This is a genomic window from Ottowia thiooxydans (assembly GCF_040548795.1).
Lineage (GTDB): Bacteria > Pseudomonadota > Gammaproteobacteria > Burkholderiales > Burkholderiaceae_C > Ottowia > Ottowia thiooxydans_A.
The window spans coordinates 102,143-116,514 of sequence record NZ_JBEPSH010000010.1 but is presented as its reverse complement, the minus strand read 5'-3'; the positions used below and the strand labels follow the sequence as shown (position 1 = coordinate 116,514).

The following is a 14,372-nucleotide window of genomic DNA, read 5'->3' as shown; positions in this document are numbered from 1 at the left end:
CTATGAACTTGAGCCTGGACCTGGCAGCCTCCTGGCTGCCCGCTGCGCGCATCGTGGGAGATGGCTCACTGCAGGTGTCGCGCGTGCATACGGATACCCGAACACTCGCGCCAGGCGACTTGTTCGTTGCCATCAAGGGCGATCGATTCAATGCCGCTGAGTTCCTTGCTGAAGCCAAGGCCAAGGGCGCCGTGGCCGCTATTTGTGATGCAGACGCAGAACCGCTCTTGCTTGCTGCGGGTCTAGCGGGCCTGGTGGTCCCTGATGCGCGGTTGGCGTTGGGCTCGCTGGCGAGTGGTTGGCGTAACCAGTTCGATCTGCCCTTGATTGCGGTGGCGGGAAGCAACGGCAAGACCACCGTGACGCAGATGATTGCCAGCATACTGAGTGCGTGGCGAGGCGAGGGCGCCATGGCCACTGAAGGCAATTTCAACAATGACATCGGTCTGCCTTTGACTTTGTTGCGCCTGCGCTCCTCTACGAAAGTGGCGGTGGTGGAGCTGGGTATGAACCACCCCGGAGAGATTGCAACGCTGGCGGCCATTGCACGGCCTACCGTGGCCTTGGTCAACAATGCTCAACGCGAACACCAGGAATTCATGGCCTCGGTGGAGGCGGTGGCGCTTGAAAACGGAGCGGTGTTCAAGTCGCTTCAAGCGGGTGGTTCTGCCGTGTTCCCGGCGGGCGACCCCTTTGAGGAACTCTGGCGCGGCCTGTCGCTTGGTGCCCGGCACTGCTTGTTTGGAACCCAGGCCCAAGGCGCTGCTGTTCACGTCCTATCTGCCGAATGGTTGGCTGACCGCTGGAGCATCCGTGCCTCCACACCCGCTGGCGAAGTGGGCTTTGAGCTGCACATGCCTGGTCGCCACAACGTGACCAATGCGCTGGCTGCGCTCGCATGCGCGGCTGAGGCAGGTGCGCCGCTGGATGCCATGGCGCAAGGGCTGGGCACATTTCGCCCGGTCAAGGGCCGTTCCCGTTCCATCCTCTTGCGTCAGCGCGGGCGTGCCATCACCTTGGTGGATGACACCTACAACGCCAACCCGGATTCGGTGCGGGCCATCATCGACGTTTTGGCAGAGCTGCCCGGCCCGCGCCTTCTGGTGCTGGGTGATATGGGCGAAGTGGGCGAGCAAGGCCCTGCGTTTCACGCAGAAGTGGGCGCGTATGCACGAGAGCGCGGCATCGAGCGCTTGCTGGCCCATGGACCCCTGGCCATTCACGCCGCCATGGGTTTTGGAGGGGGACGGCATTTTGAGGACATCACGGAATTGACAGACGCTGTGCGTACACATATGGGGCAATGCATCAGCATCGCTGTCAAGGGATCCCGCTTCATGCGCATGGAGCGCGTGGTGCAAGCGCTCACAGCGCCCGCTGACGGTCACGCGGAGGGTGCTCATGCTGCTTAGTCTTGCAACCTGGCTCCAGGCGCAGTCGCCCGAATTTGGCTTCTTCCGCGTCTTTCAGTATCTGACTTTCCGCGCTCTCATGGCTGCGCTCACGGCGTTGGTGATAGGCATTGTCGCCGGTCCGTATGTGATCCGCCGCCTGACTGAACTCAAGATCGGCCAGCCCATCCGCGGCTACGGCATGGAGACGCACCTGAGCAAGAGAGGCACGCCGACCATGGGCGGCGTGCTGATTCTGATCGCCATCGCCATATCCACCTTGCTCTGGTTTGATCTATCCAATCGATTCGTCTGGATTGTCATGATGGTCACGTTCGGGTTCGGTGCCATCGGGTGGGTTGATGACTGGCGCAAGGTGGTCAACAAGGACCCCGAAGGCATGCGTTCGCGCGAAAAATATTTCTGGCAGTCGGTCATTGGTCTACTGGCTGCGCTGTGCCTGGTGTTCAGCATCTCCGAAAGCTCGAACGCACGCGTCCTGGAGCTTTTTGGTGACTGGATTCGCTCGGGTTTCACCATTGACCTGCCACACGCTGCCGGATTGATGGTGCCCTTCTTCAAAGAGGTGAGCTATCCCCTGGGCGTGTTGGGATTTGTCATCCTGAGCTACCTCGTGATCGTCGGATCCAGCAATGCGGTCAACCTGACCGATGGCCTGGATGGGTTGGCCATCATGCCGGTCATCATGGTGGGATCAGCCCTGGGTATCTTTGCGTACGTGACGGGCAGTTCCGTCTACGCCCGCTACCTGTTGTTCCCGCATATCCCTGGCACGGGCGAGTTGTTGATCTTCTGTGCCGCCATGGCCGGCGCTGGATTGGCGTTCCTCTGGTTTAATGCCCACCCCGCCCAAGTGTTTATGGGCGATGTCGGCGCATTGGCCTTGGGGGGCGCCCTGGGAACGATTGCCGTCATCGTGCGCCAGGAAATCGTGCTGGCCGTCATGGGCGGCATTTTTGTGGTTGAAGCGCTGTCGGTCATGTTGCAAGTGACCTGGTTCAAGCTCACCAAGCGCCGCTATGGCGAAGGTCGCCGCCTTCTGAAAATGGCGCCTCTGCACCATCACTTTGAAAAGAGCGGATGGGCCGAAACTCAGGTCGTCGTCCGGTTCTGGATCATCACCATGCTGCTTTGCCTGGTGGGGTTGTCATCACTGAAGCTCAGGTAATGAACGACCACCTGAAAGACCACCACATTCTGATCCTGGGCCTGGGCCTGTCCGGTCTGGCCATGGCGCGCTGGTGCGCCCGCCTGGGTGCAGAGGTGACGGTTGCCGATACGCGTGCAGCACCCCCTCAGTTGGAGACTTTGCGTGCCGAGATGCCGGCTGTGCGTTTCGTGGCTGGTCCACTGGACGCCAAGCTGATAGCGGACGCGGACCGCGGGTTCAATGCGATCTACCGCAGCCCCGGGCTCTCGCCTGATGAAGTGTCCGGGGTGACCTCAGCTGCCAGGGAGCGTGGTCTTTGCGTAGAGGGGGAACTCAGCCTGTTCGTGCATGCCCTGGAGCAATTAAAGACTGAGCGTGACTACGCCCCTTCCGTGTTGGCCATCACGGGAACGAACGGTAAGACCACCGTGACCTCCCTGACGGGGCAGTTGGTAGAGCGCGCTGGAAAGAGCGTGGTAGTGGCTGGGAACATTGGCCCTTCCATGCTCGACATGCTTGGTCAGGCGCTGGATCAAGATGCACTGCCAGAGGTTTGGGTGCTGGAGCTTTCCAGTTTCCAACTTGATGCGGTGACCCGTTTTGAGCCTGCTGCTTCCACCATCTTGAACCTGACGCAGGATCATCTTGACTGGCACGGCGATATGGCTGCTTATGCAGCGGCCAAGGCCAAGGTATTTGGTGACAGCGGGGTGATGATTCTCAACCGGGACGACCCTCTGGTGGCCGCCCTGCGGCCCCCGGTTGCCAAGGGCAAAGCTGCCAAATTGCCTCAGCGCCCGGTGCTCACATTTGGTGCTGGCTTGCCGGAGGCGCCGGAAGACTTCGGCATTGAGATGGTCAACGGCATGGCCTGGTTGGTGCGTGCGCTGGAGGCGGATGAAACCTTGCGCCGCCGCAAGGACGCTGCCCAGGAAATTCACCTGCAGCGCTTGATGCCCGTCGATGCCTTGCGGATCCGCGGGCGCCACAATGCGGTCAACGCACTGTCGGCGCTTGCGTTGGCTGTGAGCTGCGGGTGCCAGCTGGCCCCCATGCTGTATGGCCTGCGTGAATACCGCGGCGAGCCGCACCGCGTTGAATCCATAGGTCTGCTGGGCGACGTCGAGTACTTCGACGACAGCAAGGGCACCAACGTGGGTGCTACCGTCGCTGCGTTGAACGGCCTGGGTGCTGACCGCCGGCTGATTGTCATTCTGGGTGGTGAGGGCAAGGGCCAGGACTTCTCACCGCTGCTGGAGCCCGTCAAGCGCTTCGTGCGAGCCGCTATCCTGATCGGACGCGACGCTGACAAGATTCGCGCCGCCCTGGAAGGCTCAGGTGCCCCCTTGATCAACGCCTCTGACATGACAGAGGCTGTTGCACTCGCGCGCGACAACGCTGAAGCGGGGGATGCGGTCCTGCTTTCGCCGGCCTGCGCCAGCTTCGACATGTACCGCAACTACGCTCACCGTGCAGACGCGTTCTGCGCTGCTGTGAGAGATCTGGCTCACGCCGAAGGCCTTGAACTGGAGGTGCCAGCATGAATGCTGCTGTCGAACCCTCTGCGGCATCGCCAGTGCCAGAGGCCAAACCCCGTCGACGCCGTTCGGCAAGGGCGGCCAGTGAGCATCTGCCAGTGCGCATTGGCGGCATGGAGTACGCACGCACGGCCAGCACACCCACACGCGTGCTCGGGTTTGACCAGGCGCTCATCTGGGCCTGCCTGTTTCTGCTGTCCTGGGGCTTGATCATGGTGTATTCGGCCACCATTGCTATGCCGGACAACCCACGCTTTGCGCGCTTCGGGCCGAATTTCTTCGTCTATCGCCACGCCCTGTGGATCTGTATGGGCTTTGTGGCTGCGCTGATCACGTTCCAGGTGCGCATGGATTGGTGGGAAAAAGCCGCCCCCTGGCTTTTCGTGGTGGCGCTGGCCCTTTTGATCGCGGTGTTGATCCCGCATGTGGGAAGCGTGATCAATGGTGCGCGGCGCTGGATCTCTCTGGGTCCCATGAATTTCCAGCCGTCCGAAGTCGCCAAGCTGGCGGTGCTGCTTTACGCCGCCGACTACATGGTGCGCAAGATGGAAGTCAAGGAGCGGTTTTTCCGCGCGGTGCTCCCCATGGGAGTCGCTGTCGGCGTGGTGGGCGCGCTGTTGCTGGCTCAACCTGATATGGGTGCCTTCATGGTGATTGCGGTCATCGCCATGGGAATCTTGTTCCTGGGCGGGGTGAACGCACGCATGTTCTTCCTCATTGCGGCCGTTCTGGTGGTGGCCTTCGGGTTGATGATTGCCTCTTCCGAATGGAGACGCGAACGTATCTTTGCCTATCTCGATCCATGGAGCGAGCAACACGCCCTGGGCAAGGGCTATCAGCTCTCACACTCCTTGATCGCCATCGGACGAGGCGAGGTGTTCGGTGTGGGCCTGGGGGGCAGCATCGAAAAGCTTCATTGGCTGCCAGAAGCCCATACCGACTTTCTATTGGCCGTCATCGGTGAAGAGTTCGGCCTGATTGGTGTCGTCTGCGTGATCGGCCTGTTCATGTGGCTGACCCGGCGCATCATGCACATCGGTCGTCAGGCCATTGCTCTGGACCGCGTGTTCTCGGGTCTGGTGGCACAAGGCATCGGCCTCTGGATGGGGTTTCAGGCCTTCATCAACATCGGAGTGAATCTTGGCGCGCTGCCCACCAAAGGACTGACGCTGCCCTTGATGAGTTACGGAGGCTCAGCCATTTTGGTCAACCTTGTGGCCATTGCCATCGTGCTGAGGGTGGACGTCGAAAACCGCCAACTGATGCGTGGAGGGCGGGCATGAGCGCAGACATGAGCCGTTCCCAGCCGTCTCTCGGTACAGGCATTGCCGGCCCTAAGTGCGCGCTGGTCATGGCCGGAGGTACCGGTGGGCACATCTTCCCGGGGCTGGCCGTTGCCGATGCCCTGCGAGAGCGCGGCTGGCGGGTGCACTGGCTGGGCGCTCCGGGCAGTATGGAGGAGCAACTGGTGCCGCCTCGCGGCTATGCGTTCGAACCCATCGCCTTCAGCGGTGTCCGTGGCAAAGGACTCAAGACACTCTTTCTGTTGCCGCTGCGCTTGCTCCGGGCTTTCGGGCAAAGCGTCAGTGTGATCCGACGCGTGAAACCCGACGTCATGGTGGCCTTTGGCGGATACATCACCTTCCCCGGTGGCATGATGGGCGTGGCTCAGAACAAACCACTGGTGCTGCATGAGCAGAACTCGGTAGCTGGCATGGCCAACAAGGTTCTGGCGGGCATTGCTGACCGAGTTTTCACAGCGTTTCCTGGCGTGCTGCCCAAGGCACGCAAAGTGCAGTGGGTGGGTAATCCGTTGCGCGCGGCCTTCACACAATGTGCAGAACCCGCTGCGCGCTTTGCCGGAAGAAGCGGAGCGCTCCGCATTCTGGTGGTGGGTGGCAGCCTGGGTGCCCAGGCGCTGAACGATGTCGTTCCCAAAGCGCTCGCACTGATTGATACCGCAGAGCGGCCCATCGTCACTCATCAAAGCGGCGCCAAGCAGATCGACGAGTTGCGTGCGGCCTACCGGGCAGCCGGCGTTGAAGCCACGCTCCTGCCTTTCATTGACGATATGGCGACGGCCTACTCCGAGGCAGACCTTGTGATCTGCCGTGCGGGCGCGACCACGGTGAGCGAAATCGCCGCCATTGGCGCTGCCGCTCTTTTCGTGCCATTTCCCGCAGCGGTGGACGATCATCAAACTGCCAACGCGAAATTCCTGGTTGATCAGGAAGCCGCCTGGTTGATTCAGCAGCGTGATCTGACCCCCCAAATACTCGCTGATCTTTTAAGGAATACGACCCGTGCCAGCTTGGTGTCCTTCGCAGAGAAGGCCAGAACAATGAGAAAAACGAACGCCGTCGAGAAAATCGTTGCGGCTTGTGAGGAGCTGGCCGCATGAAGCACGCCATCCGTCACATTCACTTTGTGGGCATCGGTGGCTCAGGCATGAGTGGCATCGCCGAGGTCCTCCACAACCTGGGCTATAAGATCTCAGGCTCTGATCTTTCAGACAGCACTACGCTGCAGCGCCTGGCGGCCCTGGGCATCAAGACTTTTATCGGCCATGAGGCTGCCAACACCGAAAGTGCAGACGCCGTAGTCACCTCGACTGCAGTCAAACCAGACAACCCTGAAGTACTGGCTGCCCGAGAAAAGCGTATTCCCGTGGTTCCGCGCGCCATGATGCTGGCCGAATTGATGCGCCTGAAGCAGGGTATTGCCATCGCGGGTACGCACGGCAAGACCACCACCACCAGCCTCGTGGCCAGCGTGTTGGCTGAAGCAGGACTCGATCCCACCTTCGTCATAGGCGGCCGACTCAACAGCGCGGGAGCCAATGCCCGGCTTGGAGCAGGCGACTACATCGTGGTCGAGGCCGATGAATCAGATGCATCCTTTCTGAACCTGCTGCCGGTGATGGCGGTGGTGACCAACATCGACGCCGACCATATGGAGACCTATGGCCATGACTTCAACAAGCTGAAGAAGGCGTTTGTAGATTTCCTGCACCGCATGCCGTTCTATGGCACCGCCATTCTTTGCCTGGAAAGCGCGGCCGTGCGTGAAATTGCGGACACCCTGGCTTGCCCCGTCACCTCCTACGGGTTTGCCGAAGACGCGCAGGTTCGCGCGGTCGACGTGCGCGCCGAGCACGGTCAGATGCATTTCACCGTGCAGCGCCGCAATGGCGTTCAACTACCTGATCTACCCATCGTGCTCAACCTGGCAGGCGAGCACAACGTGCTCAACGCCTTGTCGGCCATTGCGGTCGCCGTGGAACTGAACGTACCGGACGCTGCAGTGCAGAAGGCATTGGCAGAGTTCAAAGGGGTGGGCCGTCGCTTTCAGCACTACGGGGACCTGCCCGCCAAGGACGGCGGCACGTTTACGGTCATCGACGACTACGGTCACCATCCGGTGGAAATGGCGGCCACCCTGGCGGCTGCCCGCGGTGCGTTTCCTGGCCGCCGCCTGGTGCTGGCGTTTCAGCCCCATCGGTACACGCGCACCCGTGACTGCTTTGAGGACTTCGTGGATGTGATTGGCACAGCCGATCGCGTGGTCCTGACCGAAGTCTATGCCGCGGGAGAAGATCCCATCGTGGCTGCAGACAGCCGGTCGCTGGCGCGAGCACTGCGTGTGGCTGGCAAGGTGGAGCCCGTCTTCGTGGCGGATGTGTTTGATCTTCCAGCCTTCGCGATTGAGCATGCACGCGGTGGTGATGTCGTGATGTTCATGGGGGCTGGTTCCATAGGGGCGATCCCGGCCAAAATCGTTGAGTTGCTACAAAAAATAGAGCATAATTCGGACGTTATCAATCCATCATGACGACAAGCAGTGTTCAATTCGGAAAAGTGGCTGTCCTGATGGGAGGCCAGTCAGCGGAACGCGACGTTTCGCTGATGTCCGGTGCCGGCGTGCTGGCCGCTCTGCGCAGCCGCGGCGTTGATGCGCATGCCTTCGATCCTGCGCAGCAAGGCATGCACGAATTGCGCAGCCAAGGTTTCTCGCGCTGCTTCATCGCCTTGCATGGGCGTTACGGTGAAGACGGTACGGTCCAGGGCGCGTTGGAGTTGCTGGGCATTCCCTACACCGGCGCCGGTGTGCTGGCCTCGAGCATGGCCATAGACAAGGTGATGACCAAGCGCATCTGGATAGCCGAGGGCTTGTCCACTCCTCGTCATGTTTTGCTACAAAGAGGTCAGTCCAACAGCGAACAGCTGCTGTCATTGCCGCGCGAACTCGGCCTGCCGCTGATAGTCAAACCGGTTCGCGAAGGTTCGTCGCTGGGCGTTACCAAGGTCACGGACGCCTCTCAAGTGCAGGCAGCTGTCCAGGCCGCTGCGGCCATGGACGCAGACATCATGTGTGAACAGTTCATCTCCGGAGACGAGGTGACCTGCGCTGTCCTGGGCGCTGGTGACAGTGCACGTGCACTGCCCGTGATCCACATCGTGGCCCCTGAAGGCCAGTACGACTACCAGAACAAGTACTTCACCGACTCCACGCAATACCGTGTGCCCTGCGACCTGCCTGCGGGTGAGGAAGAAGCCATTCAGGCGCTGGTGCTCAAGGCCTACAAGGTGCTGGGCTGCCGGGGCTGGGGACGTCTGGACGTCATGATTGACGCCGCCACCCGCAAGCCCTATTTGCTGGAAATCAACACAGCGCCAGGCATGACCAGCCATTCCCTGGTGCCCATGGCCGCCAAGGCTGTTGGAATCAGCTATGAAGAGCTGTGCGTCAGCTTGCTGGCGTCCGCATCGCTGGATTACCCCGCAAGGCAAGCGCAGGAGGCGAATGCATGAACAGTGCCATGCCGTTACCGCTGGATGTCCGACTGATGAACCTGACCACTTCAATTTTGGTCACGGCTTTGCTGTTGGTGTGTCTGGCGGCCGGCCTGTGGTGGGTCATGCGCAATCCAGCTTTCGCCATCGGCCGAATCACGGTGGAAGGTGATACTGCGCACAACAGTGCTGCAAGTCTTCGCGCCAATGTGGCACCTCGATTGACAGGCAATTTCTTTACGCTGGATCTGGACGCCGCGCGGATGGCTTTTCAATCGGCACCCTGGGTGCGCAAAGCCATGGTGCAACGCGTGTTTCCTGATCAGCTCAATGTCAGCTTGCAGGAGCACGTGCCAGTTGCCATCTGGGGCGAAGACGATAACCGCCTGGTCAATGTTCAAGGCGAAGTCTTTGAAGCCGTGGCTGATGACGATGAAGAGGACAGCCTGCCCAGGTTGCTGGGCCCCGAGGGGCGCGCGCCTCAAATACTGGAGATGTACCGCGTTCTGGCGCCCATGCTTGAATCCCTGGGACAACCGGTGGAGGAGTTGGCTCTGGAGGGCCGGGGAAACTGGCGCGCGGAATTGGCCAACGGCGCTGTCCTTGAGTTGGGACAAGGATCGGCGGAGGAGCTGAAAGCCCGTGTGACGCAGTTCGTCAGCACGGTGGGAAGTGTGGCGGCACGGCATCAGCGCAAAGCGGACGCGATTGAATTCGCCGATCTGCGGCATACCTCCGGCTACGCGCTGCGCTTGCGCGGCGTGGCGACGGGCCAGCCTGAGCAAAAGCTCGTGCGGCCCAAGAGATGAGAACGAGCAAAAAGCACAAGAAATACTGGTGAAAAGATGGCAAAAGAGTACAAGGATTTGATCGTCGGCCTCGATATCGGCACCGCCAAAATCATGGTGGTGGTGGGAGAGGTGTTGCCCGGCGGCGATCTGAAGCTCGCCGGTCTTGGAGTGGCGCCGAGCAATGGCCTCAAGCGCGGTGTGGTGATCAACATCGACGCAACGGTGGCCAGCATCCAGCAAGCCTTGAAAGAGGCTGAGCTGATGGCTGACTGCAAGATCGCACGCGTCTACACAGGCATCACCGGCAGCCATATCCGCGGCATCAATTCCAGCGGCATGGTGGCGGTCAAGGACAAGGAAGTCACGCCTGCGGATGTCGCTCGCGTGGTGGAGACGGCCAAGGCGATCAATATTTCGAGTGACCAGCGCCTGTTGTTGGTCGAGCCGCAGGAATTTGTCATCGACGGGCAGGACGTAAGAGAGCCGGTTGGCATGAGCGGTATGCGCCTGGAAGCCAAGGTGCACATTGTCACTGGCGCGCAGAGTGCCGCTGAGAACATCATCAAGTGCGTACGCCGCTGTGGTCTGGATGTCGATCACCTCATGCTCAATCCACTGGCGTCAGCTCAGGCAGTACTGACTGACGACGAGCGTGAACTTGGTGTGGTCTGCGTGGATATCGGCGCCGGCACGACCGACGTGTCCATCTTCACGGGCGGCTCCATTCGGCACACCGCTGTGATTCCAATCGCTGGCGATCTGATCACCAGCGATATCGCCATGGCCCTGCGTACGCCCACCATGGACGCCGAAGATATCAAGGTCGAACACGGCTTTGCCAAGCAATTGCTGGCCGACGCCGAAACCCAGGTAGAGGTCCCTGGACTCGGCGACCGGACACCTCGCATGCTGTCCAAACAGGCATTGGCTGGCGTCATTGAGCCGCGTGTCGAAGAAATATTCTCGCTGGTGCAGCAGGTGATTCGCGAGTCAGGCTTCGAAGAGGTGCTTTCCTCCGGCGTGGTGCTCACGGGTGGCAGCGCCGTCATGCCCGGCATGCTGGAGTTGGGAGAAGACATATTTCTCAAGCCAGTTCGGCGCGGCATTCCCAAGTATTCCCGGGCCCTGTCAGACATGGTGGCTCAACCAAGAGCAGCGACTGTCATGGGCTTGATGGAAGAAGCCCGGCAGGCTCGCCTGCGCGGTTTCAAGGTGGCGCAAAAGAGCGGTGGCATGAAAACCGCATTTGGCCGCCTCAAGGATTTCATTGTGGGGAACTTCTGATGTCCATTCTGAGTCGTCATGCGTTGTGCTTCTTTTCCTCTCGCTTGCGGTCGAGGACAGGTGCGCCTCACGCGGGCGTGCTCAGACAAGGCGTCGAAGCCGCAAGCAAGTCTACGCGGTCCTTTTTTCCGGACGCAGGCGGCAAGTCCTGTTTCTGGTTGAGTACGGGGCCACCGACCTGGGTCCCCCAAAGAACGAAAGTTTCAGGTCAATGAAAACAAAACAAATTTCAAGATTTTTCCCATTTACGGCAACTGCAGGCAGACAAGGAGTGACATCATGAGCATCGAGATGATTGAAACGGACGGATTTCACGCGGGCACACTGATCAAGGTGATCGGGGTTGGCGGCGGTGGCAGCAACGCCGTCGATCACATGATCTCGCGCAGCGTTCAAGGCGTGGAGTTCATTTGCGCCAATACGGACGCACAAGCGCTCGGTCGCACCAAGGCCTACGCCACGATCCAGTTGGGCGTCAGCGGACTGGGCGCGGGCAGCAAGCCCGACAAGGGCCGCGAAGCGGCAGAGGCGGCCACCGACGACATTCGTCAAGCCATCCGTGGCGCGCACATGTTGTTCATCACCGCTGGCATGGGTGGCGGTACGGGGACTGGCGCTGCACCGGTCATCGCCCGTATTGCAAAGGACATGGGCATTCTGACCGTCGGCGTGGTGACCAAGCCATTCGATTGGGAAGGTGGTCGCCGTATGACCAACGCCGAATCCGGTTTGTCCGAACTGGAATCGAATGTCGACTCTCTGATCGTGGTGCTTAACGAGAAGCTGCTCGAAGTCCTGGGCGATGAAATCACTCAGGACGAAGCTTTTGCGCACGCCAACGATGTGTTGAAAAACGCTGTGGGTGGTATTGCCGAGATCATCAATGAATACGGCCATGTGAACGTCGACTTTGAAGACGTCCGCACCGTCATGGGTGAGCCTGGCAAGGCCATGATGGGAACTGCAGTGTCCAATGGCCCGGATCGTGCCCGTATCGCTGCAGAGCAAGCCGTCGCTTGCCCGCTGCTGGAGGGTATTGATCTCTCAGGTGCCAAGGGCGTGCTGGTTCTCGTGACTGCAGCCAAAGGCTCGCTCAAACTGAGCGAATCGCGCGAAGCCATGAACACGATCCGTGCTTACGCTTCTCCAGACGCACATGTCATCTATGGCGCAGCCTACGACGACACCTTGGGAGACAGCATCCGCGTGACCGTGGTGGCGACAGGCCTGTCGCGCCAGGGCGTGCGCCGTCAGCCCATTACCGTGGTTCAGGGCGGCCTGCGTACCGGCACCGACAACGTGCCGTTCTCCATGCCTTCCGCCAGCGGAATGGGTGGAGGCGTTGGCAACTCTCACGATTATGGCCAGATGAGCGTCCCTAGCGTCTGGCGCAAGCCACCAGATCGCACGCATGCAGCGGCGCGCGTCGATGCACTGTCTTCGGGCGGCATGGATGATTTCGAAATCCCTGCCTTCCTGCGCAAGCAAGCAGACTGATCGCCAAGGCGGGGCGCTGGTCAGCAGCGTCTCTGGACAAAAGACAGGGGTTCGTGAAAACGGACACCCTGTCTTTTTTTGCGTTGTCGAAATAGCATACTGGCGTGCGCCCTGGTCCTGTCTTGCCTCACGCGAAGACAGCGCCATACCCTGACAATGTAAGAACCATGCAAAAGATTTCTCCCGAACCTTTGGTCATCGAACCTGTCGGCGACCGGTGCGTACTGATTCGCCTGGGCCAGGGCATTGATCTGGCGACGAGTCAAAAGGCGCACGCCGTGACAGAGTTCCTGAAGACCCAACGCATACCGGGGCTGAACGAAGTGGTGCCTGCGTTCAACTCAGTCGCAGTCCATTTCAATCCCATGGCTTATGCCATGGATGACGGGCTGCCCACAGCTCAGGTCGCCCAACAGTTGAAGCAGTTGTTGGCGACGGATCTCCCAGCCCGGGTAGGTACGGGCCGACTGGTGGAAATTCCTGCGTGCTACGGAGGAGAATTCGGCCCGGATCTGGAGGAAGTGGCCGAACGCAGCGGGCTCACGGTGGAGCAAACCATCGCATTGCACAGTGAGCGAGCGATGGCGCTCTACACCTACTTCTTTGCCCCTGGAAACCCGTTCTTCGGGCCGCTGCACCCTGATCTTCGGGTGGGTAGGCGGGCATCGCCGCGCACGCGCCTGGAAGCCGGATCAGTCGGCATTGCGAACGGATTGTCTACGGTGTATGCCTCTGCGTCGCCAGGTGGTTGGAACATCATTGCGCGCACACCCTGGACCTTCTTCGATGTGCACCAAGACCCCCCGGTGCGTCTACAGTTAGGCGATGAGGTCAGGTTCAAGCCGATCACTCCCAGCGAGTTTGAACAAATGCGGGAGGAGCGCGCATGATTGTGATGAATGTGGTGCGTGCAGGTCTGCTCAGCACGTACCAGGATCTGGGGCGTGTGGGGCAGCAGTGTTTCGGCGTACCGGTCAACGGACCCATGGACGAGTGGTCACACCGGTTGGCCAACGCATTGGTGGGTAATTCGCCCCAGGCGGCTGTGCTGGAATGCGCGATCACAGGCCCTCGGGTGACGTTCTCCGGTGACGTGGTGGTTGCCTTGTGTGGCGCAACCATGGACGCGACGGTAGATGGCCAGCCACTGCCTTATCAAACGGCGGTCTATGTCCGCCGTGATGCCGTGCTGGACTTGGGCAAGCGTCACAGCGGAGCCTATGCCTACCTGGCGGTGCGGGGGGCCCTTGATGTGCCAGCGGTTCTGGGCAGTCGCAGCACCAATACGCGCGCACGGTTCGGCGGCTTTCAAGGACGGGCTTTGCGCAAGGGCGACCAGGTTCCGTTCAGGCCGCACGCACAAGCAGCTCCGCTCAAAGTGGAAATCCTGGGGCGGCAAAGTGGTTTAGCCCTGGTGCCCGGGCGCCAGGTTGCGGCGCGGCAGTCATGGCATGGCGATGCGATTCGCTTTGTTCCAGGCCCGCAGTGGAGTCTTTTCACGCCAGAGTCCAGAGCGGCCTTCACCACTCAGCGCTACAGCATGTCGCCGCAGTCTGACCGAATGGGAACCCGACTGAGCGGCACGGCGATCAACCTCGAACGGCCGCTGGAAATGATTTCGGAGGCTACCGTGTACGGCACCGTTCAGGTCCCACCAGATGGGCAACCGATTGTCCTCATGGCAGACCGTCAAAGCGCGGGAGGCTATCCCAAGATAGCCTACGTGGCGAGTGCCGATCTTCCAAGCATGGCCCAGCGTCTGCCAGGAGATGAGGTGCGCTTCGAGGCCATCACGCAGGAGGCTGCCGAAGTTCTTTGGCGAAGTTTCGAGACGGAACTGGCCGACGCTTGCATGGCTGCTGCGGCGGCGTTGGACTAAGCCTCTTGAATATCCCCACAACAACTTC

General features: G+C 60.5%; 12 protein-coding genes. All 12 read left to right on the top strand.

Going from position 1 to position 14,372, the window contains the following annotated elements:
* Positions 1 to 2 precede the first annotated feature (2 nt).
* Positions 3 to 1,412, top strand: coding sequence for a UDP-N-acetylmuramoyl-tripeptide--D-alanyl-D-alanine ligase (locus ABIE13_RS22960; RefSeq protein WP_436278466.1), 1,410 nt, complete (start codon positions 3 to 5; stop codon positions 1,410 to 1,412).
* Positions 1,402 to 2,580 carry a phospho-N-acetylmuramoyl-pentapeptide-transferase gene (gene mraY / locus ABIE13_RS22955; protein WP_354447795.1) on the top strand — a complete coding sequence of 393 codons (1,179 nt, stop codon included), beginning with the start codon at positions 1,402 to 1,404 and terminating at the stop codon, positions 2,578 to 2,580. Before ABIE13_RS22960 ends, mraY begins: the two co-directional genes overlap by 11 nt.
* Entirely contained in the window at positions 2,580 to 4,106 is a 1,527-nt protein-coding gene (gene murD / locus ABIE13_RS22950) for a UDP-N-acetylmuramoyl-L-alanine--D-glutamate ligase (protein WP_354447793.1), read from the top strand. Before mraY ends, murD begins: the two co-directional genes overlap by 1 nt.
* Positions 4,103 to 5,383, top strand: a complete 1,281-nt coding sequence (gene ftsW / locus ABIE13_RS22945; protein WP_354447791.1) for a putative lipid II flippase FtsW — start codon at positions 4,103 to 4,105, stop codon at positions 5,381 to 5,383. The genes murD and ftsW overlap by 4 nt, the downstream gene beginning before the upstream one ends.
* 8 nt (positions 5,384 to 5,391) lie before the next feature.
* The gene (gene murG / locus ABIE13_RS22940) at positions 5,392 to 6,501 is read left to right on the top strand and encodes an undecaprenyldiphospho-muramoylpentapeptide beta-N-acetylglucosaminyltransferase (protein ID WP_354447789.1); all 1,110 of its coding nucleotides are present in this window, start codon (positions 5,392 to 5,394) and stop codon (positions 6,499 to 6,501) included.
* Complete coding sequence (gene murC / locus ABIE13_RS22935; protein ID WP_354447787.1) at positions 6,498 to 7,931, top strand: UDP-N-acetylmuramate--L-alanine ligase; 1,434 nt, start codon at positions 6,498 to 6,500, stop codon at positions 7,929 to 7,931. Before murG ends, murC begins: the two co-directional genes overlap by 4 nt.
* A complete protein-coding gene (locus tag ABIE13_RS22930; RefSeq protein ID WP_354447785.1) occupies positions 7,928 to 8,911 on the top strand; it encodes a D-alanine--D-alanine ligase in 984 nt (327 codons plus the stop codon). Before murC ends, ABIE13_RS22930 begins: the two co-directional genes overlap by 4 nt.
* Positions 8,908 to 9,702: a cell division protein FtsQ/DivIB gene (locus tag ABIE13_RS22925; protein WP_354447783.1), complete on the top strand. Its 795-nt coding sequence runs from the start codon at positions 8,908 to 8,910 to the stop codon at positions 9,700 to 9,702. Before ABIE13_RS22930 ends, ABIE13_RS22925 begins: the two co-directional genes overlap by 4 nt.
* Positions 9,703 to 9,738: 36 nt before the next feature.
* Positions 9,739 to 10,968: a cell division protein FtsA gene (ftsA, locus tag ABIE13_RS22920; RefSeq protein ID WP_354447781.1), complete on the top strand. Its 1,230-nt coding sequence runs from the start codon at positions 9,739 to 9,741 to the stop codon at positions 10,966 to 10,968.
* A gap of 279 nt (positions 10,969 to 11,247) precedes the next feature.
* On the top strand, positions 11,248 to 12,465 hold the full coding sequence (ftsZ, locus tag ABIE13_RS22915) for a cell division protein FtsZ (protein ID WP_354447779.1): 1,218 nt from the start codon (positions 11,248 to 11,250) through the stop codon (positions 12,463 to 12,465).
* Positions 12,466 to 12,632: 167 nt separating this feature from the next.
* Complete coding sequence (gene pxpB / locus ABIE13_RS22910) at positions 12,633 to 13,355, top strand: 5-oxoprolinase subunit PxpB (RefSeq protein ID WP_354447777.1); 723 nt, start codon at positions 12,633 to 12,635, stop codon at positions 13,353 to 13,355.
* Positions 13,352 to 14,344, top strand: a complete 993-nt coding sequence (locus ABIE13_RS22905; protein ID WP_354447775.1) for a biotin-dependent carboxyltransferase family protein — start codon at positions 13,352 to 13,354, stop codon at positions 14,342 to 14,344. The genes pxpB and ABIE13_RS22905 overlap by 4 nt, the downstream gene beginning before the upstream one ends.
* Positions 14,345 to 14,372 lie beyond the last annotated feature (28 nt).